Source organism: Saccharothrix algeriensis, assembly GCF_016907655.1.
GTDB lineage: Bacteria > Actinomycetota > Actinomycetes > Mycobacteriales > Pseudonocardiaceae > Actinosynnema > Actinosynnema algeriense.
Genome location: NZ_JAFBCL010000001.1, coordinates 329,083 through 354,454 on the forward strand (window position 1 = coordinate 329,083; position 25,372 = coordinate 354,454).

Below are 25,372 nucleotides of genomic sequence, written 5' to 3' on the forward strand. Positions count from 1 at the left end.
CGCCCGGCCCGGTCCGCCACCCCCGCCCACCCGCGGACACCGCCGCGCCGGCCGCCTCCCGCCACCCCGCCACGTCGACCCCGTAGCCGCCCATGTCCCTCCCCCGCGCACGCCGGCGCGAACCGGAGAATAGGCGGCCGGGGCGCGCGGAGAACCGCACGATCCGTCGGCATCACCCGAACGGTCGGGTATTCCCTCCGGGGGGAATTGTTCTCCCGCGCTGTCGCGCGGAGCGCCCCGGCGGGCGCGCCGCGCGAAAGCGGTCGCGCCCCCGACCGGTGGTGGTCGGGGGCGCGATCGCCGGGGGACGGGCGGCTCAGCCGTGGTGCATCCACACACCCTTGATCTCGGTGTAGGCGTCGATGGCGTAGGGGCCCATCTCGCGGCCCCAGCCGCTGGAGCGGAACCCGCCCCACGGGGCCGCCGCGTCGGGGATGCAGGGCATGTTGACGAACACCGCGCCGGCCCGGATGCCGTCGGCCAGGCGGTGGGCCGTGCGCAGGTCGTTGCTCCACACCGCCGCCGCCAGGCCGTAGGGCGAGTCGTTGACGCGGTGCAGCAGCTCGTCCTCGTCGTCGTAGTCCAGCACCGCCAGCACGGGCCCGAAGACCTCCTCGCGGGCGATGGCCATGCTGTCCTGCACCGAGGCGAAGACCGTCGGCTGGAAGAAGTGGCCGGGGCCGTCGCCGCGCGACCCGCCGGTCAGCAGGTCCGCGCCCTCGGCCACCGCGCCGCGCACGAAGCCGTCCACGCGGTCCCGGTGCTCGGCGCTGACCAGCGGGCCCAGGTCGGTGTCGGGGTGCAGGCCCGCGCCCAGGCGCAGCCCGGAGACCGCGGTGGACAGCTTGGTGGCGAACTCGTCCTGCCGCGCCTTGTCGACGTAGAGCCGGGCGTAGGCGGCGCAGACCTGGCCGCTGTTGAGCAGCCCGCCCGCGACGGTGCCGGCCACGGCCGCGTCGATGTCGGCGTCGCGGGCGATGACGGTCGGCGTCTTGCCGCCCAGCTCCAGCGTCACCCGCTTGAGGTCGGCCGCCGAGGCGGCGACGATGTCGCGGCCCACCGAGGTCGAGCCGGTGAACGACACCTTGTCCACGCCGGGGTGGCGGACCAGGGCCTTGCCGGTCTCCGGGCCGCCGGTCACCAGGTTCACCACGCCGGGCGGGAACCCGGCCTCGACGCACAGCTCGACCAGCCGCACGGTGCTCAGCGGCGTCTGCTCGGCGGGCTTGATGACCGCGGTGTTGCCGCAGGCCAGGGCGGGCGCCAGCTTCCACGCCATGATCATCAGGGGGAAGTTCCACGGCGCGATCAGGGCGCACACGCCGACCGGCACGCGGCGGTCGAACTGGAGCGTGTCGGGGAAGGACACCGAGCGCACCGCGCCGTCGAGCTTGGTCGCCCAGCCGGCGAAGTACCGGAAGTGCTCGGCCGCGCCGGTGACGCTGACCGCGCGGGCCACGCCCAGCGGCTGGCCCTGGTCGCGGGTCTCCAGCTCGGCCAGCTTCTCCGCGTCGGCCTCGATCAGGTCGGCCAGCCGCCACAGCAGCGCCGCGCGCTCGGGGGCGGGGGTGGCGCCCCAGATGGGCAGGGCCTCGCGCGCGGCGGCGACGGCGTCGTCGACGTCCGAGGCGCTCGCGTCGGCGCAGACGGCCAGCGCCTCGTCGGTGGCGGGGTCGGTGGTGGTGAACTCCCCCGCCCCGGCGGTCCACTGGCCGCCGATGTAAAGACCTGTCGCGCGCATGTCGACTCCCCTCCCACTGGCTGATCGCGGGCCAGTCTCTGCCGCCGGGCGACCCGAAGGCTTGGCTGCGGGCGCACGGAGCTTGACCGTCAGCGCGCCCGGTGCTCGACGCTGCGCCGCCGGTACTCCGAGGGGGACAACCCGTACTCGGTCTTGAAAGCCCGGCTCAGGTACGAGGCGTCCACCAGGCCCCAGCGGGCCCCGATGACGCCGATCGCGAGCTGGTGCTTGCCGGGGTCGGCCAGGTCCTGGCCGCAGCGCTCCAGGCGGCGGTGGCGGATCCAGCCGGACACCGTCGTGCCCGCCTCGCTGAACAGCTTGTGCAGGTACCGGGTGGAGATGTGGTGGGCCGCCGCGATGTCGCCGGGCGAGAGCTCCGGGTCCTCCAGGTGGGCCTCCACGTATGACTTGATCTTGACCAGCATCGCCGCGCGGGAGGTCTCGGCGGGCACGTCGGCGTAGTCGACCTGGTCGGCCAGCGCGGTGCCCAGCAGGTCGACCACGTTGCGGGCCAGCCGGACGCTGCCGTGCACCTGCGGGTCGTCGATGTTGCGCGCCAGCTGCACGAGGGTGGTGCTGACGATCCCGCTGACGCCCTGCCCGCCCGCGAACCGGGTCGCGGTCAGCCGCTCCACCTGGCCGGTGGGCAGGCACAGCATGGACCGGGGGAACATCAGCACCAGGGTGGAGGACACGTCGTCGAAGGCCAGCGAGTAGGGCCGGGTGGTGTCGTAGATGGCGAAGTCGCCCGGCCGCAGCGCCGCCTGCCGCCCGTCCTGGCTGAGCTTGGCGCTGCCGTGCAGCTGCAGCGACAGCTTGTAGTGGTCCGCCGTGGCGCGGGCGATGGTGCGCGAGGTCCGTCGCACGGTGTGCGCGTCCGCTGACGCCTCGTACACCGACACGCTGCCCAGGTTCTGCCCGCGCAGCCGGCCGCGGAAGGCCGCGTGCTCGCCGGCGGTGGCCTCCAGGGGCACGAAGGTCTGCGACACGGCCGACTGCCAGAGGTCGAACTGCTGCGTCGCGGGCACACCGGCGGTGGTCAGCACGTAGGACATCGTCGCCCTCCTTCGACCGGCGCAGGCTCGCGCTGGAAAAGTGGTTCGGGTAACACTGGGTGACAGGCACAGTCGTCCGACATCGCCCGTTCGTCAAGTGTTCGTTGCCGAGTCGTGAACGGGCCGCCGGCCGGTGCGCCCGGAGTCAAACGGCGTGCGTCCCCGGTCAACAGTACCTTCCCGGTGTCCTGTTAAACCTGGGTAGCGGACACAACAGAGTGCTCCGCGAACGGATCGTATTCGATCCGCTACACGATCCCCGATGTGGAGGTGACCATGGGTGAGGTCGTGCTGGCAGCGAAGATCACACATGTCCCGTCGATCTGGCTGTCCATCCAATCCGGCAAGCACCACGGCATCCGCAGGCACGCCGAGGTCGGCCTGGCCGAGGTGGGCCGCCGGGCGCGCGAGCGCGGCGCGGACACCTTCGTGGTGGCCGACTCGCACTGGATGAACAGCATGAGCTTCCACATCAACGGGAAGGCTCGCCACCAGGGCAGCTACGCCTCGCACGAGCTGCCCCACTTCATCGCCGACCTGGAGTACGACTACCCCGGGTCCCCGGAGCTGGCGCGGCTGATCGGCGAGGAGATCAACGCCGGCGGTCAGAAGTCGATGGTCCACGACGTGAAGGACCTCGGCCTGGAGTACGCCACGCTGGTGCCGATGCACTTCATGAACCGCGAGGTGGACCGGCCGCTCGCGGTGGTGCCGGTCGGGTGCAACATCTACTCCTCGATCGACGAGAACCGCCGGGTCGGCGAGGCGATCGCGCGGGCCGTGCTGCGCAGCGACCGCAAGGTGGCCTTCCTGGCCAGCGGCTCGCTGTCGCACCAGTTCCCGCCGAACGAGGTCTCCTCGCAGTACCTGGACAAGATCAGCAACCCGATCAACGAGCAGGCCGACCGCCTGGTGCTCGACCAGTGGCAGAACGGCAACATCGCGGAGTTCCTGGCCGCGCTGCCCGCCTACAACGAGCGGTTCACCGGCGAGGCCGCGATGGCCGACACCGCGATGCTGTTCGGCATCCTCGGCTGGGACGCCTACAGCGGTCACGGCGAGCAGCTGTGCGACTACTTCCCCAGCAGCGGCACCGGCCAGGTGATCGTCGACTTCCCGATCCCGGACGGACTCAAGGCATGACCCACCCCCTGGGCCTGGCGCCCACCAAGATCATCGCGGTGCACCTGAACTTCCGCAGCCGCGCCGCCGAGCGCGGCCGGTTCCCGGAGGAGCCGTCGTACTTCCTCAAGCCGCCGTCGTCGCTGTCCTGGTCGGGCTGCGACCTGGTGCGGCCCGAGGGCACCGAGCTGTCGGCGTTCGAGGGTGAGATCGCGGTGGTCGTCGGCAAGCGCGCCAGCCGGGTCGCCCGCGAGGATGCCGCCGACTACATCGGCGGCATCGCCGCGGCCAACGACTTCGGCGTGCACGACCTGCGCTACGCCGACCGCGGCTCCAACCTGCGCTCCAAGGGCGCGGACGGCTACACCCCGGTGGGCCCGGTCCTGCTGGACCCGCGGGAGGTCGACCTGGCCGACCTGCGGCTGCGCACCTGGGTCAACGGCGAGCTGGTGCAGGACGACAACACCGGCGACCTGCTGTTCGACTTCGCGTACCTGATCGCGGACCTGAGCCGCAACGTGACGCTGGAGCCCGGTGACATCATCCTCACCGGCACGCCGACCGGCGCGACCGTCGTCTCGCCCGGCGACGTCGTCGAGGTGGCGGTCAACGACACCGAGCGGCTGCGCAACACCGTCCGCGAGGCCGAGCCGCTGGCCAAGCCCGGCGCCCGGCCCAAGGTCACCCGCGAGGACCGCGCGGCGGCCGTCGGCGGCTCGGTCCCGGCCATCAAGCCGGAGACCGAGGCGGCGCTGCGGTCGGTGTCCACCGCGACGCTGTCCAGCCAGCTGCGCAAGCGCGGGCTGCACCACACGTTCCTGACCGGCCTGCGCCCGGCGCGGCCCGACCTGCGGATGGTCGGCACCGCGCACACGCTGCGGTTCCTGCCGCTGCGCGAGGACCAGTTCGCCGAGCGCGGCGGCGGCATGAACGCCCAGAAGCGCGCGGTCGAGTCCATCGGGCCCGGCCAGGTGCTGGTCATCGACGCGCGGGAGGACCACGGCGCGGGCACGCTGGGCGACATCCTGGCGCTGCGCGCGGTCAAGCGCGGGGCGGCGGGCGTGGTCACCGACGGGTGCCTGCGCGACAGCCCGGCGTTCGCCGGCATCGACCTCCCGGCCTACAGCGCCGGCGCGCACGCGGCGGTCCTGGGCCGCCGGCACGTGCCGTGGGAGGTCGGCGTGGACGTGGCGTGCGCGGGCGTGCTGGTGCGGCCCGGCGACGTGCTGGTGGGCGACGCCGAGGGCGTCATCCTGATCCCGCCCGCCCTGGTGGACGAGGTCGCCGCCGACGCCGTGGCCATGGAGCGCGAGGAGCGCTTCATCCTGGAGCGCGTCGCCGACGGCGAGCACATCGACGGCCTGTACCCGATGGGGCCCGCCAAGCGCGCCGAGTACGAGCGGTGGTCGGAGTGACCGCGATAGTCGGGTCGAAGACGCAGTACGCCTACGAGACGCTGCGGGACCGGATCGTCGAGGGCCGCTACGGCCCCGGCGCCCGGCTGGTCTTCGACCGCATCGCCCGGGAGCTGGGCATCAGCCCGGTCCCCGTGCGGGAGGCCGTGCGGCGGCTGCAGGCCGAGGGCTGGGTGGTGTTCGAGCCGAACGTCGGCGCGCAGGTCGCCGACATCGACCCGTCCGCCTACCGGCACACCATGGAGGCGCTCGCGCTCCTGGAGGGCCACGCGGTGTCCCAGGCCCGGCTGTCCCGGTCGATGCTGGACCGCGCCGCGCACCTCAACGACCTGATGGCCGCGTCCCTGGTGGAGTTCGACCCGCTCGGCTTCACCCGGCTCAACCGCGAGTTCCACCTCCTGCTGTGCGACGCCTCGCCCAACCCCCGGTTGCGCGAGCTGATCCACAAGGAGTGGGCGCGGCTGGACATGACCAGGCGGACCACGTTCAGCCTGGTGCCCGGCCGGGCCCGCGAGTCGGTCGCCGAGCACGCCGAACTCCTGCGCCTCCTGCGCGCCGAGGCACCCGCCGAGGCCGTGGAGCGCTTCGCCCGCGAGCACAAGCTCAACACCCTCCGGGCCGTGGACACCAGGTCCCCGGCCCCGCTTTCAGGGGAGTTCCCGACATGAGGTTCCGTTCCGACCCGGCGTCGATCCGCGGCTCCATCGCGCCCGTCATCACGCCGTTCACCGCCGAGGGCGCGCTGGACACCGACAGCCTGCGCGCGCTGGTGCGCTGGCAGAAGGAGTCCGGCTCGCACGGCGTGTCCATCGGCGGTTCGACCGGCGAGCCCAGCGCGCAGTCGCTGGAGGAGCGCATCACCGCGATGCGCGTGGTCGCCGAGGAGCTGGGCGACGCCATCCCGTTCCTGCCCGGCACCGGCGCGGTCACGCTCGACGCGACGCTGGAGCTGACCGACCAGGCGCGCAAGCTCGGCGCGGACCTGGCGCTGGTCATCACCCCGTACTACAGCAGGCCCACCCAGGAGGGCCTGTTCGCGTGGTACGACGCGGTGGCGCGGGAGTTCCCCGACCTGCCGATCGTGATCTACAACGTGCCGTCCCGCACGGCCGTCGACATCGCGCCGGACACCGTGGCCAGGCTCCGCAACGCCCACGACAACATCGTGGGCATCAAGGAGACCACGAAGGACTTCGAGCACTTCTCGCACGTGCTGCACAAGTGCGGGCGCGACTTCCTGATGTGGTCGGGCATCGAGCTGCTGTGCCTGCCGCTGCTGGCCATCGGCGGCGTCGGGTTCGTCAGCGCGCTGGCCAACCTGGCCCCGGCGGCGGTGGCCCGCATGTACGAGCTGTACGTCGAGGGCGACCACCAGGGCGCGATCGACCTGCACTACCGACTGTCCCCGCTGGTGGAGCTGCTGTTCGTGGAGACCAACCCGGCGCCGGCCAAGCACGTCCTGGCCGACCTGGGCCGCATCTCCAGCGCCCACGTCCGCCCGCCCCTGGTCCAGCCCACCCCGGCCGGCCTGGAGAAGATCAACGCGCTGCGCGCGCAGGCCGAAGACCTGCTCGTCCCGTCAGGAGTCAACGCATGAGCACCGTGAAGAAGCCGGTCGACCTGCCCACCGAGCTGCTGCACCACATCGACGGCAAGGACGTCCCGTCGGTCGACGGCGCGACGTTCGCGGTCGCCGACCCGGTGACCGACGCCGAGTACGGCCGCGTCGCCGCCGGCGGCCCCGCCGACATCGACAACGCCGTGGCCGCCGCGCGCCGCGCGTTCACCGAGGGCCCGTGGCCGAAGCTGTCCGACCGCGAGCGCGCCAAGGTGCTCAACCGGATCGCCGACGCCATCGAGTCGCGCGCCGACCGGCTGGCCGAGCTGGAGACCTTCGACACCGGCCTGCCGGTGACCCAGGCCAAGGGCCAGGCGCACCGGGCGGCGGAGAACTTCCGCTACTTCGCCGACGTGATCGTGGCCCAGCACGAGGACGCCTACCTGGTCGGCGAGAAGCAGGTCAACTACGCGATCCGGCAGCCGGCCGGCGTCGCGGGCCTGATCACGCCGTGGAACACGCCGTTCATGCTGGAGACCTGGAAGCTCGCGCCGTCGCTGGCGTCGGGCTGCACGGTGGTGCTCAAGCCCGCCGAGTGGTCGCCGCTGTCGGCGAGCCTGCTGCCCGGCATCATGGCCGAGGCGGGCGTGCCCGAGGGCGTGTTCAACCTGGTGCACGGCATCGGCGAGTCGGCGGGCGCGGCCCTGGTGGCGCACCCGGACGTGCCGCGCCTGTCGTTCACCGGTGAGAGCGGCACCGGCCAGATCATCATGCGCACGGCCGCCGAGCACCTCAAGGAGGTGTCGATGGAGCTGGGCGGCAAGTCGCCGTGCGTGGTCTTCGCCGACGCCGACTTCGACCGCGCCGTGGACGCCGCCGTGTTCGGCGTGTTCTCGCTCAACGGCGAGCGCTGCACGGCCTCGTCGCGGGTGCTGGTGCAGCGGGAGATCTACGACGCGTTCGTGGAGGCCCTGGCGGCGCGGGCGTCGGCCGTGCGGGTCGGCCTGCCGTCGGACCCGGCCACCGAGGTCGGCGCGCTGATCCACCCCGAGCACTACGCGCGGGTGCTGGAGTACGTGGAGATCGGCAAGCAGGAGGCGCGGCTGGTGGCGGGCGGCAGCCGCCCCGAGCACCTGCCGTCGGGCAACTTCCTGTCCCCCACGGTGTTCGCCGACGTGCCGGCGGACGCGCGGGTGTTCCAGGAGGAGATCTTCGGGCCGGTGGTGTGCGTGACGCCGTTCGACACCGAGGAGGAGGCCGTGGCCCTGGCCAACGCCACCAAGTACGGCCTCGCGGGCTACGTGTGGACCTCCGACCTGCAGCGCGGCCACCGCGTGGCGCGGGCGGTGCAGTCCGGGATGGTGTGGGTCAACTCGCACAACGTGCGCGACCTGCGCACGCCGTTCGGCGGCATCAAGGCCAGCGGCGTCGGCCGGGAGGGCGGTGCGCACAGCATCGACTTCTACAGCGACCTGCGCGCCGTGCACGTCGCCGTGGGCGACCTGACCGGGCCGCGCTTCGGAGTTGCCCGACCGTGAACACCCGTTGACCTCGGGCGCACCCGCCTCCCCCCGGCTATGGGGGAGGCGGGCGCCCCGGGGTTAACGTCCGATCATGGGCATGGAGGGCAAGGTCGCGCTGGTGACCGGGGCGGGCTCCGGGATCGGCGCGGCGGTGGCGCGCAGGCTCGACGCCGCCGGGGCTCGGGTGGCCGCGCTGGACGCGGACTCCACGGCGGTGGAGCTGGTGGGCGGCGGGCTGTGGTGCGGCATGGCGGTGCGCGCCGAGGCGGGTGACCCCGCCCAGGCGGAGTCGGCGGTCGCGGCGGTGGTCGAGCACTTCGGCCGGCTCGACCTGCTGGTCACCACCACCCCGGCCCTGCCCTGCCCCCGGCGCAGCGCCCCCGCGGGCGGCGGTCCGGCGGCCGGGGCGCCGTTCCCGCTCGACGTCGACGACGAGACCTGGCACCTGGTGCTCGGCACCCAGCTCGACGCCGCGTTCTACACCACCCGGGCGGCGCTGCGGGCGATGGGCGACGACGGCGGCGTGGTCGTCGCGGTCGCCGTCTCGTGCCCGCACCTGCCGCACCAGTCCGCCGCGGCGGCCGGCATCCGCGGCCTGGCGCGGTCCGTCGCCCGGCACGCCGAGCCGCTGGGCGTGCTGGTCCGCTCGGTCACCGCCCGCTGCACCCCCGATCCCGCCGAGGTCGCCGACACCGTCGCCGGCCTCGCCGTCACCACTGGAGGACCTACATGGGCTCTCGATTCACCGGCCGGGTCGCCCTGATCACCGGCGCCGGCACCGGCATCGGCGCGGCCACCGCCCGGCAGGTCGTCGCCGAGGGCGGCCGGGTCGTGCTGACCGGCCGCCGCCCGGCGCCGCTGGAGGAGGTCGCCGGCCCGCTCGGCGACGCCGCGCTGGCGCTGCCCGCCGACGCCGCCGACGGCGAGGCGATGGCCGCCGTCGTGGCGCGGGCGACCGAGCGGTTGGGCCGGATCGACGTGGTGGTGGCCAACGCGGGCGGCCACGGCCTCGGCACGGCCGGTGAGACCACCGACGAGGGCTGGCGGCTGGCCCTGGACGCGAACCTGACCAGCGCGTTCGTCACCGTCCGGGCCGCGCTGCCCGGCCTGGTCGACGGCGGCGGCTCGGTCGTGCTGGTGTCCTCGCTGGCGGGCCTGTTCGCCGGGCCGGCGGTCGCGGGCTACACCGCCACCAAGCACGCCCTGATCGGCCTGACCAGGTCCATCGCCCGCGACTACGGCAAGCACGGCGTGCGCGCGAACGCCGTGTGCCCCGGCTGGGTGCGCACCGCCATGGCCGACGAGCAGATGGACCGGTTCGGCGAGACCCGCGGCATCAGCCGGGACGACGCCTACGCGCTGCTCACCGAGAACACGCCGCTGCGCAGGCCGGCCGAGGCGGAGGAGGTGGCGTCGGTGATCGCGTTCCTGGCGTCCTCGGACGCCTCCGTCGTCAGCGGCGCGGTCGTCACCGCGGACGCGGGCGCCAGCGCCGTCGACCTGCCCACCATCGAACTGGCCTGAGAGGAACACCATGTCGGACTGGAAGACCGTCGACGACTTCGCCAAGGGGATCGACGGCAACCGGCTGCCCCGCAGCGGCGCCCTGGTCGGTCGCACGTGGACGGTGCGGCACGACGACGGCGGCGAGCTGACGCTCACCTTCACCGACGAGTCCACCGTGGACTGGTCCGCCGGTGACGCGAAGGCCACCGACTGGTACGAGGCCGTCGAGGGCGCGCCCGGGACGTTCTTCGTCTCGCTCACCTTCGCCGCCACCCCGCGGCGGTCCGCGGTGCTGGTCGCCGACGTGGACAGCCGGCGGGCGCTCACCGTGGAGTCGACCATCGCGGAGACCAGGACCGAGGGCGTCCCCCAGGTGTCGCAGGTCTTCCGCCCCGGCGTGCTGGACACCGGCGACGGCGTCGGCCCCAAGGGCGAGGCCCCCGCGCCCACGCGCGACCTCATCGGCTGGCGCGCGCTCTACCGCTACAGCCCCAACCACCTCTACGAGCACGTGTACCTCAGCTCCGAGCGCTACGCCTGGCAGTGCCTGGTCGGCGAGCAGCACGGCCACGGCGACGTCGACCTGGCGACGGCGTACCGCATCGGGGAGAACCGCTACGTGTTCACCTTCCGCGAGTTCCGCATCCCGGTGGCCACCACGTGGCTCTACGACCTGGACGCCATGCGCACCACCGGCATGTTCTTCGGCCTCAACGGCGAAGGCGAGATCCGCAACGCGCCCGGCGGCGCGCACATCACGTCGCTCGGCCGGGTGTCCTACCCCGAAGAACAGCCCGTCTGAAGGAAGACCATGACCGCACTGGAAGTCGTCCGCGCCCACTACGCCGCCTCCGACCGCGGCGACCTGGAAGGGATGCTGGCCCCGCTGGCGCCCGACGCGAGCTGGACCGAGGCCGCCGGGTCCACCTACGGGGGCACCTACATCGGCGTGGAGGCCATCCTCGCCAACGTGTTCCACCGGATCGGCGCGGACTGGGCGTCGTTCACCGTCACCGTGGACGACCTGTTCGACGCGGGTGACGTGGTGGTGGCGCTGGGGAACTACACCGGCGTGCACCGCGCCACCGGCAAGGGCATGACCGCCCGCTTCACCCACGTCTGGCGGGTGACCGACGGCCGGGTCACCAGCTTCGAGCAGGTCGCCGACACCGCGCTGATCCTCGCCGCGGAGTCCTGACCCCCGCAGGAGAACCCGCGGAGGAATCCGCGGAGGAGCCCCGCAGACCGGAGCGGGCCGCCCTGAGCCGGGCGGTCCGCTCCTTCCACGTCCGGCCCGACGGGGGCGGGCCCGCCGCAGGTGGCGGGCCCGCCCCCGTCGCGGTGCGGGGAGCCGGCGGCGGCGCGGTCGCTCAGGCCCAGGAGGAGCAGCGCTTGCCGAAGCACGCGCGGGTCACGAAGTCCTTGACGTTGTTGCGGTTGCCCGAGAGGCCCAGGTCGACCACCCTGCCGTCGAACCGGCCCTGGGCGACGACGCCCGCGCTCGCGCTGCGGACCTCCCAGGTGACGAAGTAGTAGCCGGAGCCCACGGGCGTCCAGGTGCGGCAGACCTCGGCGCTGTGCCCGTCGACGCCGTGCCGGTTGCAGGCGCTGTGCGTCGCCTGGCCGACGGGCCCGGCGGTGGCGGCCGGCTCGGCGGTGGCGGCGGCCGTGCCGCCGAGCAGGAGGGCGGCGGTCACGCCGGCGGTGGCCAGCGCGGAGGTCAGCGCGGAGGTCGACTCGGTGTTGCGCGCGGTGGGCACTGTGTCTCTTTTCGTGTCGTCGGTGCGCGGGCGTGGTGTTGGATCACCCGCGTGGCCCATGCTGCTCGACCGGTCGTGCGGAAACCGTGCGCGGAACCTGGAACCCGCAGGTCGACCCGGGTGGTGGGCGGGTGACGGAGTTCCGGCTGCTGGGCCCGGTGGAGGCCGGGCGCGGCGGGGCGCGGGTCGACCTGGGGCACCCCCGGCAGCGCGGGGTGCTGGCCGTGCTGCTGGTCGAGGCCAACCGCCCGGTGCCCGCCGACCGGCTGCTCGACCGGGTGTGGGGCGGGCGACCGCCGGCGCGGGGCCGCGGCACCCTCTACAACTACCTCTCGCGGCTGCGCGCGGCCCTGTCCGCCGCCGAGGGGGTGTCGCTGGTCCGCCGCTCCGGCGGCTACCTGCTCGACGTGGACGAGCGCGCCGTGGACCTGCACCGGTTCCGCGACCTGCTGGGCCGGGCCAGGGCCGCCGACGACGACCGGCGCGCGGTGGCGCTGTTCGACCGGGCGCTGGCGCTGTGGCGGGGCGAGCCCCTGCCCGAGCTGGACACCCCCTGGGCGGAGGACGTGCGGGCCGCCCTCGGCCGGGAGCGGCTGGCCGCCGAGTCGGAGCACGCCGACGCGGCGCTGCGCTGCGGGCGGCACACCGCGCTGCTGCCCGCGCTGGCCGCGCGGGCGGCCCGGCGCCCGCTGGACGAACGCGTCGCCGGGCAGCTGGTGCTCGCCCTGTACCGCGACGGTCGCCAGGCCGACGCCCTGGAGCACTACCGGCGCGTCCGCGCCCGCCTGGCCGAGGAGCTGGGCGCCGACCCGGGGCCGTCGCTGCGACACCTGCACCAGCGCGTCCTGACCGGCGACCCCGGCCTGGACGGGCCGGCCGCACTTCCGCCGGCGCGGCCACCCGGTCCCCCACCGCCGCCCCGGGCGACGCCGGCGCCCACGCCGGTGCCGCGCCAGCTGCCGGCCGCGCCCCGGTCGTTCACCGGCCGGGTGGGCGAGCTGGCCGCGCTGAGCGGGTTCCTGGACGACGCGGCGACCGGCGAGGCGGGCCAGGTGCCGGTCACCGTGGTCTGCGGGGCGGGCGGGATCGGCAAGACCGCCCTGGCGCTGCACTGGGCCCACCGCAACGCCCACCGGTTCCCCGACGGGCACCTGTTCGTCGACCTGCACGGCTTCAGCCCCGCCCACCGCCCGGTCGCGCCCGACGACGCCCTGCGCGGCTTCCTCACCGCCCTCGGCGTCGCACCCGACCGCGTCCCGGACGACCCGGCCGCCAAGGCGGCGCTCTACCGCAGCCTGGTCGCCGGGAAGCGGGTGCTGGTCGTGCTGGACAACGCCGCGGGCGCCGACCAGGTCGACCCGCTGCTGCCGGGCGCGCCCACCTGCGCCGTGCTGGTGACCGGCCGCAACCGGCTCGCCGCCCTGATCGACCGCTACGACGCCCGCCACCTGCGGCTGGGCGTCCTGACCCGGGCCGAGGCGCTCGCGCTGGTGGCCGCCCGCGCGGGCGCGCCGCGCGTGGCCGCCGAGCCCGGCGCCACCGACGAGCTGGTCGACCGGTGCGGGCGCCACCCGCTCGCGCTGTCGATCACCGCCCGGCACGCCCGCACCCGCCCGCGGGCGCCGCTGGCCGAGCTGGCCGCCGAGCTGCGCCACCTGGGCCTGGACGTGCTCGACCACGACGACCCCAGCGCCAGCCTGCCGACCGTGCTGTCCTGGTCGCTGCGCGGCCTGACCCCCGAGCAGCGGCGGGTGTTCGCGCTGCTGGGCATCGCGCCCGGCCCCGACACCGACCTGCCCGCCGCGGCCTGCCTCACCGGCCTGCCCGCCGCGCGGGCGCGCAGGGCGCTCGACGCCCTGGAGGACGCCTCCCTGGTCGACCGGCACACCGGCGGGCGCTACGCCATGCACGACCTCGTCCGCGACTACGCCACCACCGTCGCCGACGAGCTGGCCCCGCCGGTCCGCGCGGCGGCGCTGCGGCGGGCGGTGGAGTTCTACCTGCACACCGCCCACACCGCCCAGCTGCGCCTGGACCCGCACCAGGAGCCGATCGACCTCGACCCGCCCGCCACCGGCGTGCACCCCCGGCCGCTGCCCGACGCCCTGGCCGCGATGGCCTGGCTGGACGCCGAGTACCCGCACCTGTCGGCCGCCCAGGACACCGCCGCCGCCCACCGGTGGCACCGGGAGGTGTGGCAGCTGGCCTGGGTGCTGGGCACCTTCCACGCCCGGCGCGGGCACCACCCCGACGAGCTGGCCCGGTGGCAGGCCGCGCTGGACGCCGCCACCCACCTGCCCGACCCCGCCACCCGCATCCACGCCCACCGCTGCCTCGGCCGCGCCCACATCCACCTGGGGCGGCCGGCGGAGGCCGTCGGCCACCTGGACCGCTCCCTCGCCCTGGCCCGGGCCCACCACGCCCCCGCGCTCCAGGCCCGCGCCCACCGGGTGCTCGCCGAGGCCCGGTCCCGCGGCGGGGACGACCGGCGGGCGCTGGAGCACGCCCGGCAGGCCCTGGAGATCTGCCGCGCCCTGGGCGACCCGGTCGGCCAGGCCCGCGCGCACGCCGACGCGGGCTGGGTCGCCGCCCTCCTGGGCGACCACGACACCGCGCGCGCCCACTGCCGCGACGCCCTGGCCCTCAACCGGGACCACCGCGACGACCCCGAGGTGGAGGCCCACGTCCTCGACAGCCTCGGCTACGTCGACCACCGCACCGGCCACCACCGGCAGGCCGTCGACCGCTACCGGCAGGCGCTGACCCTCTACCGCCCCCTGGGCAGCACGTACAGCTCCGCCGAGACCCTCGACCGGCTCGGCCGCGCCCACCTGGCCCTGCGCGAGCACCACCACGCCCGCGCCGCGTGGCGCGAGGCGCTGGAGCTGTACCGGCAGCAGGGCCGCGACACCGCCGCCGAGCACGTCCGGCGGCGGCTGGCCGACCTGGGCGGCACCGCCGACGGCGACGGGGACCGCTGACGCGCGGAGCCCCGGCGGCCGGGCGCCGGGGCTCCGCCCGCCGGAACCGCCCTACAGCTGCGAGAGGTCGACGGCCTCGGCCATCGCGCGGTAGCCCGCGTCGCTGGGGTGCAGGCGGTCGCCGCTGTCGTAGGCGGGCAGCAGCGCGTCCGGGTCCGCCGGGTCGGCGGTGGCCCGGTCGAAGTCCACCACCGCGTCGAACTCGCCGGAGGTCCGGATCCAGGTGTTCACCTCGTCGCGCACCGCCTCGCCGCGCTCGGAGTAGTACACCGCGCCCTTGAACGGCAGCAGGGTCGCGCCGACGACCCGCACGCCCTTCGCGCGCGCCTGCGCGATCAGGTCCCGGTAGCCCGCCACGAGCTGGGCCGCGGTGACCTCCGGGTTCGGCTTGGCGCAGTCGATGCCGAAGTCGCTGAACCCGATGTCGTTGATGCCCTCCAGCAGGATCACCGTGCGCACGTCGGGCTGGGCCAGCGCGTCGCGGGCGAACCGCGCGGTGGCCTTCTCCCCGAAGCACGCCGAGTCGTTGAGCACCCGGTTGCCGCCGATGCCCGCGTTCACCACGCTCCGGCGCCCGCCCAACCGCTCGGCCAGCTCGTCCGGGTAGCGGTTGTCACCATCCACAGTGGACCCCGCGCCGTCGGTGATCGAGTCGCCGAACGCCACCACGGCGTCGCGGCGCGGCGTCCGGTCGACCACCTCCACGGCGCTGAGGTAGAACCACGAGGTCGACGTCTCCCCGAACGCGTCCGCCGCCACGTCGGCCCGGTGGTCGCCGGTGGCCCGGTAGCTGGTGGCCGCGGCGAACGCGTGGCCCGTCGCCGGACCGGTGCGGCCCGCGAAGTACAGCGTCACCGCCAACCGCTGCAACGGACCCACCGCCAGCGGCGCCACGTCGCTGACCAGCTCCCCGCCCGGCCGCACGGTGGCCGACCGGTGGCCGCCGAACGTCAGGTGGCGCACCGAGCGCGGCTGCACGGCCGCGCCCTGCCCGGCCCGCGCGACCGTGGCCCCGGTGACCACCAGCGGGGTGTCGCCGTAGGCGTTGGACAGCCGGACGCGGATCGCCGGCCCGCCCGAGGACAGCCGCACCACCTGCCGCACGGTGTGGTTGTCGAAGCCCTCGGCGCCCCAGGTGGGGCCGAAGGCGTCGGTCGGCTCGTGCGGCGACGCCGCCCAGGTCGCCGCCCAGCCCGGGTGGGCGGTGGCGGCCGGCGCGAGGACCACTCCCAGCGCGCAGGCCAGGAGCAGCACCGCGGTTCTCTTCATCCCCTACCCCCGAGGTCGACCTCGGCCGGGACGTCCCCGGCCGCTGCGCGGATGTTGCCACAGCGGTCGCCGCGGCCGGCCCTGCCGCCGAACGCGTGAACACCGGGCAGCCACCCACCCCGACCACGGCGAACCGCTCGGCGCCGGGGGCGGTCCGGGTGTCGCGCGCGTTCGGGAACCCGACGGGGAAAGCCTTGCGGGCACGGCGGGTCCGCCCTTGCGCCGCACGCCTGCCGCCGCGCTCCTCACCGGGAACCGGTCACGCGCGCGGAGTCGGGCCCGGTCCGCCGCGGGGGTGGCGGCCCGGCGTCGGCGGGTGGCACGGCACGCCCGACATCGGCGGGTGGCACGGCACGCCCGGCGTCGGCGGGAGCGCGGCGTTCCGGGATGACGCGGGGCCGCCGGCGGCCGGTCGCGATGCCGTTGGCGATGTGGTGCAGGGCTTCCCGCCGCGTCCAGCCCTCCACGCCGTCGTGCCGCGCCGCCGCGTCGAGCAGCGCGTCGGCCGCGGCGCGGTCGCCCAGCCAGCCCGCGCCGACCAGTTCGCCCAGCCGGCACGCCGCGGTGAACAGCACGTGCGCCCGGACACCGGGCAGGGCCGCCCGCACCCGCGCGACCTCCCCCGCCACCACGGCGGCCCGGTAGGCGCGGATCCGCCGTGGTGCGGGGACCTCCACCGGTTCCGGCCGCGGGGCGGGGGCCGGCGGGCGCAGCGCGGCGACGAGCCAGTCCGGGGCGTCGGCGACCGGCGCGTCCCGCACCACCTCGTACAGCCGCGGGCCGGCCGCGGTGCGCCGCACCGAACCGCTCGCCACGACGAACCCGCCGGCCGAGCGGGTGTCGACGTGCGGCCCGAGCCTGCCGGCGGTGTTGGGCAGCGGGAGGTCGGGCGCCCGGAAGTACCGGTGCTCTCCCCCGCCGGGGGTGGCGACCGTGTAGGTGTCCACCGGGTCCGGGGCGCCGTGGTCGCGCGCCAGCGCGGCGAACGCGTCCCGGCCGTGCGGCACCCCCCGGTCCAGGTCGACCACCAGCAGCCCGGCCGCGCGGCAGGGGATCCCGACGTTGTAGGGCAGGCGCTCCCACCAGGCCCGGACCCGGGCCGGGTCCAGCGTCGCCCACCGGTCCCAGTCCCGCACCGCGGGCGCCTTCCCGTACGGCCGCAACGGGATCACCGGCCAGCCCCGTTCGACCGCCGCCATCGCCGCTGCCAGCCCCGCCCGCGTCCCGCCCATGGTCGGCCCCCTCCGCCGCTCGGCGACGGGGGAAGCGCGCCACCTCCAGTGTGCCGCCCGCCGGCGCGCCGGCACAGGTGCGTCCGGGCGATCGCGGCCTCCGCCACCGGGCGGTCGCGGGGTGCGGGGCCCGTGGCGCGCGCGGGCCCCGCACGGCCGTCAGCGGCCCACCTCCCCCTCCACCCAGGAAGCCACCGCCGAGAAGTACCGGTCCGCGTCCGGCGCCAGGTTGATCGAATGGCCGTAGCCGGGCACCACGTGCGTGTCCGGCGGTGTGCGGAAGTACGGCGCCTCCTGCGCGCGCAGCGCCTGGGCCGTCGAGCAGTCCGTCGCCGCCGTGCCGCACACCGCGCCGTCCCGGCTGCCGACCACCGACAGCACCGGCACGTCGATCAGCCTGCTGTAGGGCAGGAGCACGGCCACGCCCAGGCCGTCCACGGCCTCGGTCGGCGAGAAGACGTCCTTCGTCGCCTCGTCCAGCTGCCGCAGCCGCGGCTCCAGCGGGCCCGGCGCGTGGAAGCCGGCGTAGCGCGTGCCGGGCGCGGTGGTGAGGTAGCCCGGGGGGTGCAGCAGGCCGAACCGGGCGTCGAGGTTGGCCGGGACGAAGTTCCCGAACACCGCCGCGACGCCGACCGGGTTGACGCGGTGGGTCAGGCCGGTCAGCAGGACGCCGTCCACGTCGCGGTGCGTGGCCGCCTCCAGCACGCTGATCGCCGCGCCCAGCGAGTGGCCGCCGATGACGACCTTGCGGAACGACGGCCCGTACGCGCCGGAGCGCAGCCCCCGGACGACCTGGTGGGCGGCCTCCGCCTGCGCGAAGCCGGTCAGGGTGGCCGCGGGCGGGCGGGAGCTGCCGCCGGTGCCCAGGCGGTCCACGGCCAGGGTCGCGAAGCCGGCCGCGTTCTGCGCCGCGCGGAACGAGCGCCCCTGGACGGGGTAGTCCCAGTAGGTGCTGTTGTAGGTGGCGCCGGGGATCAGCAGCTGCACCGTCGAGGCGCCGCCGCCGGGGTTGCAGAGGGTGCCGTGCACGACCTCCGGCCGGCCGAGCACGTGGACGGGCGCGAACACGTCGCGGCACGACGGCGCGGCGGCGACGGGTGACGCGGCGGTGAGCGCCGAAGCGGCGAGCAGCGCCACCGCGCCGACGATGGGTGAGTACCGCAAGATGGGGAAGACCTCCCTCGGTTCGATGTGACGAGGCGGTCGCCGGCGCTTCGGCCGACGACCCCGGATTCGGAGGAAAACGGTGTGCCGCACCGCGACGGGCGTGGAATCCGGCGATCGCCGATTCCCGTCGGACCACCGCCGACCCGCCAGTGCTCCACCATTTCGACCGCGATTTCGGCGAATACTTCCGAACTCCCGGTCGGCGCGCGGTGGCGGGGGCTGCGGCGACCGCGGGATCCGCCGCGGTCGCCGGTCGGGCGGTTCCCGAATGCGCGGCGGATTCCGCCCGGCGGCATCCGCCGCCGCGGCCATGCCGGCACACCCGGAAAGCCCCTGGTGGGGCAATTCCGGAGGGGTGGTGGACAACCCGTCCGGCGGGCGGGGGCGAAGCGCGGCGGGATCCGCGCGAAACCGCACCGGTGCGGTGAGCGCGAGTCCGCCGGGGGCCGGTCCGACCGGCCCGACCAGCGGCGCGTCGCCCCGCACCGGGGGTGTCCGCCTCTTTTCGGCGCTCGTGTCCGCCACCTCTCCACCGACCGGTATTGACCGCGACACTGTATGCGCCATTCGGACGTCGGTGACTCGCGCATTCGAGTCAAGTCGGCGGATCGACTGGTGTCGGAACGCGCGAAGCGGTTGGATGTCCCGGGCCGACCACCGACTGGAGCGCGCGATGACCGATCTCGACTGGCTGCCCCGGGGCACCGACGTCAACGTTCCCAGCGTGGCCAGGACATACGACTACCTGCTGGGCGGGGCGCACAACCTCGCGGTGGACCGCGAGATGGGCGACCGAATGCTCCGGGTGCTGCCCGGGGCGCGGCACCTGGTCCGGTTGAACCGCGCGTTCCTGCGCCGCGCTGTCACCCATCTGGTTGATTCCGGAATCACTCAGTTCATCGACCTCGGTTCCGGTATCCCGACCGCCGGGAACGTGCACGAGGTGGCGCCGCGGGCGAAGGTCGTCTACGTCGACAAGGACCCGGTCGCGGTGGCCCACGCGCGGCTGATCGTCGCCGGCGACGAGCGCGTGGCGGTGGTCCGGGCCGACCTGCGCGACCCGGCCGACGTGCTGTCCCGGCCCGAGGTCACCGGGCTGCTCGACCTCGACCGGCCGGTCGCCCTGCTGATGCTGCTGGTCCTGCACTTCTCGCCGGACTCGGAGGACCCGGCGGGCTGCGTGGCCCGCTACCGGGACCGGCTCGCGCCGGGCAGCTGCCTGGTGATCTCCCACGCCACGGCCGACCGCCGGGTGGAGACCATGCGCGCGGCGGCGGCGACCGTGCGGCGCAGCAACTCGCGGGACAACCTGGTCTACCGCACCCGCGCCGAGGTCACCGCCCTGTTCGACGGGTTCGAGCTGGAGGAGCCGGGTGTGACCGGCTGCGCGCTGTGGCGGCCCGACGGCGTCGGCTCGGTGGCCGACGACCCGGACGACAACGCCCAAGTCTACGTCGGGCTGGGCCGCAAACCCCGCGACCGGGGGCCGCTGACATGACCGCTCCGCTCCCCCGCGACGCCGACGGCGCCCGGGCCCGCGCGAAGCTCGCCAAGAAGTGGACCTACCTGCTCAGCTCCCGCGCGTTCGTCCCGCTCAGCAACGCCGAGCTGGAGCACCACCTGCTCGGCCTGGTGGAGCGGCTGTGCGCGGCGGTCCTCGCGGAGCCCTCCGCCCACCGGGTCGGGCACGAGGTCGGCGCGGCGCTGGTGGACCTCAACTGCACCGCGCCCGAGGGTCTCCAGTGCTCGGTGGAGGTGGTCAGCAGGGGCCTGCTCGGGATGCCCGGCCTGGACCGGGCCGACCGGCTGCGCGACCGGGTGGTGGACGTGATCGCCGCGCTGGCCGCCGGCTTCGTCGAGCGCATCCGGGTGTCCACGCTGGAGCAGCAGGAGCAGCTGGGCCGCTCGCTGTACCGGGCGATGCGCCAGGCCCAGGTGGACCTGGAGGTCAGCGACACCCGCTACGCGCTGGTGGAGGGCTACACGTCGACCGGGATAGCGACCGCGGACCTCGCGGGCGCGCTGCTGCGGACCAACACCGCCCTGGCCCGGATCGTCGACCACGAGCCCGGCGCGCTGACCGGCCGGACCCTGTTCGACCTGGTGCACCCCGACGAGCGCGACCGCCTGCGCGCGGACTTCGCGCAGCTGACCGAGGGCGGCACCACGTCGATCACGCAGCCGCACCGGCTGGTGCGCGCCGACGGCGAGGTGGCGTGGGTGACGCTGACCCTGTCGCCGCTGCGCCGCCACGAGGGCGGCGGCCAGGTGGTCGTGCTGGCCGAGGACGCCACGGACGTCAACCTGCTGCAGGGCCAGCTCAACCACCAGGCGCTGCACGACGTGCTGACCCGGCTGCCCAACCGCCAGTACTTCACCAGCAGGCTGGAGCAGGCGCTGCGCACGGCCGACCCGGCGACCGGCGTCACCGTGTTCCACCTCGACCTGGACGGCTTCTCGCTGGTGACCGGCGGGCTGGGCCGCCAGGTCGGCGACCGGCTGCTGAAGGTGGTCGGCTCGCGGCTGGAGGACCTGGTCGCCGACGAGGACGCCATGGTGGCGCGGTTCGGCTCCGACGAGTTCGCGATCCTGGTGGAGAACACCGAGACCACGCCGGACGTGGTGACCATGGTGCGCCGCATCAACGACGAGCTGTCCGTGCCGTTCGACGCCGACGGCGACCGGGTCGCCTGCTCGGCGACGATCGGCGTGGTGCACCGGCCGCCGCGCGACGCCTCGCCGACCGAGCTGCTCGACTCGGCCGACCTGACGCTGCGGCGGGCCAAGGGCAACGGCCGGCGGCAGTGGGAGCTGGCCGACCCGACCCGCGACGCGCTGGACCGGCGGCTGTTCAGCATGGCCGCGACCATGCCGGGCGCGTGGCGCAGCGGTGAGCTGCGCGTGCAGTACCGGCCGCTGGTGGCGCTGGCGGACCGGCGGGTCGTGGCGGCGGAGGTGGCGCTGCGCTGGGAGCACCCCAAGCTCGGCGCCGTGCCGCACGAGCAGTGCCTGGCGCTGGCGGAGGACACCGGGCTGGCCGCGCCGCTGGGCACGTGGGCGCTGCGGGTGGCGTGCGCGCAGGCGCGGGCGTGGCGGCGGGAGCTGGGCCGGGACGTGCCGGTGCGGCTGTCGCTGACCGGGACCCAGGCGGCGGACCCGGACCTGGTGGCGGCGGTGCGCGAGGCGCTGGCGGAGAACGGGCTGCCCGCCGGGTCGCTGCGGCTGGGCGCGCCCGCCGACGTGGTGCTGGGCGAGGACGAGCCCGCCGACAACCTGCGCGTCCTGGCCGAGAGCGGGGTCGGCGTCGAGGTCGACGGCTTCACCGCCGCGCCCGCCGAGCTGGCGCGGGTGACGGGCTCCGCGGCGCGGGCGGTGCGGGTGTGCCGCCCGCTGACCGAACCGCCCGCGCCACCGGTGGCGCGGGCGCTGGTGAACCCTGCTGGCGGTGGTGCGCGAGGCCGGGGTGGAGGTCTCCGTCGCCGAGGTCACGACCCCCGAGCAGGCCCGGTGGTGGCGCGAGGCGGGCGCGGCGACGGCCTCCGGCCCCCTGTTCGCCCCCGCCGGCCCGCCGGGCGACATCCGCTGACCGCCACCCGCCCGGCCCCGTCCCGCCGTGCCCCGTCCCGCCGTGCCCCGCCCCCCGAACCCGGACCCCGAACCCGGACCCCGCCCGAACCGGCGAGCGCAGGCCCGGCTCGGAGGCGGCGGCCGACGGCGCGGGGGCGGCCGGGCCGGGCGGAGGTGGGGCGGCCCGGGACCGGGCGCGCCGGGGCGGGCGAGCGGCGCGGCGGATTCGAACAGTTGACCGAACAATCGCCCCGCAGGACGTGTTTTCACCCGATTCGGCCACCCGGATGGACTAGGTTCGTCGCTGTCATGCGACTCATCGGACGGGATCATCCAAGCGGGGTGCTGCGCGCCGAGATCGACCGCGCGGCCCGGAGCCACGGCGGGCTGGTCCTGGTGGCCGGCGAGCCGGGGATCGGCAAGACCACCCTGGTGACCGGGGCGGCCGAGGAGGCCCGCGAGCGGGGCGCGCTGGTGCTCGGCGGCTCGTGCTGGGACTCCGACTCCGCGCCCGGCTACTGGCCGTGGGTGCAGGTGGTGCGGGCGCTGCGGCGGGCCGCCACCCCCGACGAGTGGGCGTCGGTCGACCGCGAGCGGCTGGCCGTGCTGCTCGGCGAGGCGCCCGCCAACCAGGCGCCGGAGAGCTTCCCGCTGTACGACGCGGTGACCTCGGCGCTGGTCGCGGTGTCCCAGCACCGGCCGGTCGTGGTGGTGCTGGAGGACCTGCACTGGGCCGACGTCGCGTCGCTGCGGCTGCTGGGGTTCGCCGCGCAGCACACCTGGTTCGAGCGGGTGCTGCTGATCGGCACCTACCGGGACGCCGAGGTGGAGGCCGACGGGCACCCGCTGCGGCCCCTGTTCTCGCCGCTGGTGGGCCGGGCGGTGCCGGTGACGCTGACCGGGCTGTCGGTCGACGGCGTGGGCGAGCTGATGGCGAGCACCGCGGGCCGGGCGCCGGACGCCGAGCTGGTGGCCGCCGTGCACCAGCGCACCGGCGGCAACCCGTTCTTCGTGGAGCAGACCGCCCGGCTGTGGCAGGGCGGCAACCCGGTGACCGCCATCGCGCCCGGCGTGCGCGACGCGCTGCGGCGCAGGCTGTCCCTGCTGCCCGGACCGGTCGGCGCCCTGCTCACCACGGCCTCCGTGCTGGGCCGCGAGTTCCACCGCCAGGTGCTCGCCGCCACCGCCGCGCTGCCCGTGCCGCACGTGGACCGCCTGCTCGACCAGGCCGCGCAGGCGCGCCTGGTGCAGGGGCTGGGCGGGGGCCGGTTCTCCTTCGCCCACGACCTGGTGCGGGAGACGCTGTACGGCTCGCTGGAGGACGTGCAGGCCCGGCACGCGGCCGTCGTGGAGGTGCTGGCCCAGGGGCGGGGCTCGCCCGCCGACCTGGCGCGGCACGCCTACCTGGCCGAGGACCGGCTGCCGGAGGACCGCGTGGTGGACCTGCTGGTCGCCGCGGCGCGCGACGCGAGCAGCAGGATGGCGGTGGACGAGGCCGCCGGGCACTACCGGCGGGCGCTGGAGCGCTGCACGTCGCCCCACCGCCGGATGCGGCTGCACCTGGGGCTGGCGCACGAGCTGTTCCACTGCGGCGACCCGGAGCGGTCGGCCACCCACTTCGACGACGCCGTCGAGCTGGCCCGCGGGCTGGGCGACGGGGAGGCGCTCGCCCGCGTCGCGCTGACCCGGTACCGGTTCGCCGACGTGGACGAGGCCGGGTTCGCCCTGCTGCGCGAGGCGCACGCCGCCCTGGTCGGGCCGCCGCCGGACGAGTCCGGCGACGTGCTGGCGCGCCTGCTCAGCGTCCGGGTCGCGGAGCTGGCCCGGGACGGGCGGGACGACGACGCGCTGGCCGACGGCCTGTGGGCGGCGCACGACACGACGTGGGGGCTGGGCACGGCGGCCCAGCGGCTGGCGCTGACCGACGAGCTGGCCGAGCTGGCGCGCCGCCGCGCGGACCACGGCGCGGAGGGCTACGCCTCGTCGCTGCGCTGGGTGGCGCTGGTGGAGCTGGGCGACCCGCGCTACCTGGACCAGCTGCGGGCGTTCGTGGCGCAGTCCGACCGGTGGGCACTGCCCCGGTTCGCGTTCGCGTCGGCCGTCGACCAGAGCATCGTCGCGGCCTTCCACGGCCGGTTCACCGAGGCGGAAGCGCTGATGGCGCGGGCGGAGGCGCTCGGCGCGGGCGAGACCGCCGGCTTCCGCATGATGCACGCCCACCTGTGGTGGGCGCTGTGGCTGCCGCAGGGCAGGTTCGACGAGGCGGACGGGCTGGCCCTGGACGACTACCCCTACCCCGGCCTGCTGCGGGGCCTCACCGCGCTGACCCGGGGCGACGTCGAGGCGGCCCGCCCGCACCTGGCGGCGCGCGACCCGCACGACGAGCGCTTCCAGCGCATGTTCGAGCCGCTGTGGTTGCGGTTCCGGGCGCACTTCGCGCACGCCGCGGGCGACCGGGCGCTGGCGGCCGAGGTGCGCGCCGAGCTGGCCCCGCACCGGGGGCAGTGGCTGGTCTCGCTCTACGGCTGCGACATCAGCGGCCCGGTCGACCTGTGGCTCGGGCTGGTCGACCTGGCGCTCGGGCGCCACGACGAGGCCGTGGCGGAGCTGACCGCGGCCCACCGCTCGGCGGAGCTGATGCGGTCGCGCCCGTGGGCCGTGCAGGCGCGGCGCCACCTGGTGGAGGCGTTGCGCGCCAAGGGCCTGCCGTCGGCCTCGCTGGCCGCCGAGGTGAGCCGGGACGCCGCCGGCCTGGGGATGCGGCACCTGGCCGACCACCGGCGCGCCAACGAGTTCCGCCGGGACGGCGAGGTCTGGTCGCTGTCCTACGACGGGACGACGGTGCGGGTGCCGGACTCGAAGGGCCTGCGCGACCTGCACGTGCTGCTGAGCAGCCCCGGCCTCCCGGTGCCCGCGACGGGCCTGCTGGACCCGGAGGCCGTGCCGTCGGCCCGGCTGGGCGGCGACCCGGTGCTGGACGACGCGGCGAAGGCCGCCTACCGCCGCCGCCTGGCGGAGCTGGACGAGGAGATCGACCGCGCGCCCGACGACGACCGCGCGGCGGCGCTGGACCGCGAGCGCGCGGCCCTGCTGGAGGAGCTGCGGTCGGCGGCGGGCCTGGCGGGCCGCACCCGCCGCCTGGGCGACGAGGCCGAACGCGCCCGCAAGACCGTGACCGCCCGCATCCGCGACGCGCTGCGCAAGCTGGACGAGCGCCACCCCCGCCTGGCGTCGCACCTGCGGGAGCACGTGTCGACCGGCGCGACGTGCGTGTACTCCGGCCAGGACCACTTCCGGCTCTGACCCGCGGCGGCTCGCGACCGGCACGGCCACCGAAAAGTCCACAAAGGATCTGACTCTGTCCATAGAGGACCAGCGACCGTCCCGCGCGGAAGGCGCCCCGGCCGCGAAGAGCGGACACGCAGCCCGGCACCGCGGGGCCGCACCCGGCCAACGCCGGCTGCGGCCCCGCGGTC

The 25,372-nt window shown here is 75.6% G+C and carries 18 protein-coding genes; 12 read left to right on the forward strand and 6 right to left on the reverse strand.

The annotated features are described in order from the left end of the window. Nucleotides 1-316: 316 nt before the first annotated feature. Nucleotides 317-1,741, reverse strand: coding sequence for an aldehyde dehydrogenase family protein (locus JOE68_RS01275; RefSeq protein WP_204840506.1), 1,425 nt, complete (start codon nucleotides 1,739-1,741; stop codon nucleotides 317-319). A gap of 89 nt (nucleotides 1,742-1,830) precedes the next feature. Further along, nucleotides 1,831-2,796, reverse strand: coding sequence for an AraC-like ligand-binding domain-containing protein (locus tag JOE68_RS01280; RefSeq protein WP_204840507.1), 966 nt, complete (start codon nucleotides 2,794-2,796; stop codon nucleotides 1,831-1,833). A 276-nt stretch (nucleotides 2,797-3,072) separates the two neighbouring features. Here JOE68_RS01280 and hpaD point away from each other — a divergent pair, with 276 nt between their 5' ends. The 9 genes from hpaD (at nucleotide 3,073) to JOE68_RS01325 (ending at nucleotide 11,118) form a co-directional block, all read left to right on the forward strand. Then, nucleotides 3,073-3,939 (forward strand): 3,4-dihydroxyphenylacetate 2,3-dioxygenase, encoded by an 867-nt coding sequence (gene hpaD, locus JOE68_RS01285; RefSeq protein ID WP_239562080.1) that lies wholly within the window; start codon nucleotides 3,073-3,075, stop codon nucleotides 3,937-3,939. Next, on the forward strand, nucleotides 3,936-5,333 hold the full coding sequence (locus JOE68_RS01290) for a fumarylacetoacetate hydrolase family protein (protein ID WP_204840508.1): 1,398 nt from the start codon (nucleotides 3,936-3,938) through the stop codon (nucleotides 5,331-5,333). Before hpaD ends, JOE68_RS01290 begins: the two co-directional genes overlap by 4 nt. Beyond that, entirely contained in the window at nucleotides 5,330-6,001 is a 672-nt protein-coding gene (locus tag JOE68_RS01295; RefSeq protein ID WP_307819420.1) for a GntR family transcriptional regulator, read from the forward strand. The genes JOE68_RS01290 and JOE68_RS01295 overlap by 4 nt, the downstream gene beginning before the upstream one ends. Then, a complete protein-coding gene (gene dapA / locus JOE68_RS01300; protein WP_204840510.1) occupies nucleotides 5,998-6,930 on the forward strand; it encodes a 4-hydroxy-tetrahydrodipicolinate synthase in 933 nt (310 codons plus the stop codon). Before JOE68_RS01295 ends, dapA begins: the two co-directional genes overlap by 4 nt. Then, nucleotides 6,927-8,429, forward strand: coding sequence for a 5-carboxymethyl-2-hydroxymuconate semialdehyde dehydrogenase (hpaE, locus tag JOE68_RS01305; protein ID WP_204840511.1), 1,503 nt, complete (start codon nucleotides 6,927-6,929; stop codon nucleotides 8,427-8,429). Before dapA ends, hpaE begins: the two co-directional genes overlap by 4 nt. Nucleotides 8,430-8,505: 76 nt before the next feature. Further along, a complete protein-coding gene (locus tag JOE68_RS01310) occupies nucleotides 8,506-9,177 on the forward strand; it encodes an SDR family NAD(P)-dependent oxidoreductase (protein WP_204840512.1) in 672 nt (223 codons plus the stop codon). After that, entirely contained in the window at nucleotides 9,144-9,938 is a 795-nt protein-coding gene (locus JOE68_RS01315) for an SDR family NAD(P)-dependent oxidoreductase (protein ID WP_204840513.1), read from the forward strand. Before JOE68_RS01310 ends, JOE68_RS01315 begins: the two co-directional genes overlap by 34 nt. A gap of 10 nt (nucleotides 9,939-9,948) precedes the next feature. After that, a complete protein-coding gene (locus tag JOE68_RS01320; RefSeq protein WP_204840514.1) occupies nucleotides 9,949-10,722 on the forward strand; it encodes a molybdenum cofactor biosynthesis F family protein in 774 nt (257 codons plus the stop codon). 9 nt (nucleotides 10,723-10,731) lie between these two features. After that, entirely contained in the window at nucleotides 10,732-11,118 is a 387-nt protein-coding gene (locus JOE68_RS01325) for a nuclear transport factor 2 family protein (RefSeq protein ID WP_204840515.1), read from the forward strand. Nucleotides 11,119-11,290: 172 nt separating this feature from the next. Here the strand turns inward: JOE68_RS01325 and JOE68_RS01330 are convergent, their stop codons facing one another. Next, nucleotides 11,291-11,680, reverse strand: coding sequence for a hypothetical protein (locus JOE68_RS01330; RefSeq protein WP_204846386.1), 390 nt, complete (start codon nucleotides 11,678-11,680; stop codon nucleotides 11,291-11,293). A gap of 131 nt (nucleotides 11,681-11,811) precedes the next feature. Between JOE68_RS01330 and JOE68_RS01335 the strand changes: the two genes are divergently transcribed. After that, complete coding sequence (locus JOE68_RS01335) at nucleotides 11,812-14,661, forward strand: AfsR/SARP family transcriptional regulator (protein WP_204840516.1); 2,850 nt, start codon at nucleotides 11,812-11,814, stop codon at nucleotides 14,659-14,661. A 51-nt stretch (nucleotides 14,662-14,712) separates the two neighbouring features. On the opposite strand, the gene JOE68_RS01340 is transcribed toward JOE68_RS01335, so the two are convergent. The 3 genes from JOE68_RS01340 to JOE68_RS01350 all read right to left on the reverse strand — a co-directional run bounded on the left by JOE68_RS01340 (nucleotide 14,713) and on the right by JOE68_RS01350 (nucleotide 18,326). Then, on the reverse strand, nucleotides 14,713-15,930 hold the full coding sequence (locus JOE68_RS01340) for an SGNH/GDSL hydrolase family protein (protein WP_204840517.1): 1,218 nt from the start codon (nucleotides 15,928-15,930) through the stop codon (nucleotides 14,713-14,715). 245 nt (nucleotides 15,931-16,175) lie between these two features. Then, entirely contained in the window at nucleotides 16,176-17,162 is a 987-nt protein-coding gene (locus JOE68_RS01345; protein WP_204840518.1) for a bifunctional DNA primase/polymerase, read from the reverse strand. Nucleotides 17,163-17,321: 159 nt separating this feature from the next. Then, entirely contained in the window at nucleotides 17,322-18,326 is a 1,005-nt protein-coding gene (locus tag JOE68_RS01350) for an alpha/beta hydrolase (protein ID WP_239562081.1), read from the reverse strand. A gap of 676 nt (nucleotides 18,327-19,002) precedes the next feature. On the opposite strand from JOE68_RS01350, the gene JOE68_RS01355 reads away from it, so the two are divergent. Continuing rightward, nucleotides 19,003-19,827: an SAM-dependent methyltransferase gene (locus JOE68_RS01355; protein WP_204840520.1), complete on the forward strand. Its 825-nt coding sequence runs from the start codon at nucleotides 19,003-19,005 to the stop codon at nucleotides 19,825-19,827. Then, nucleotides 19,824-25,199, forward strand: coding sequence for a diguanylate cyclase domain-containing protein (locus JOE68_RS32070; RefSeq protein ID WP_204840521.1), 5,376 nt, complete (start codon nucleotides 19,824-19,826; stop codon nucleotides 25,197-25,199). Before JOE68_RS01355 ends, JOE68_RS32070 begins: the two co-directional genes overlap by 4 nt. The last annotated feature ends 173 nt before the right edge of the window (nucleotides 25,200-25,372 follow it).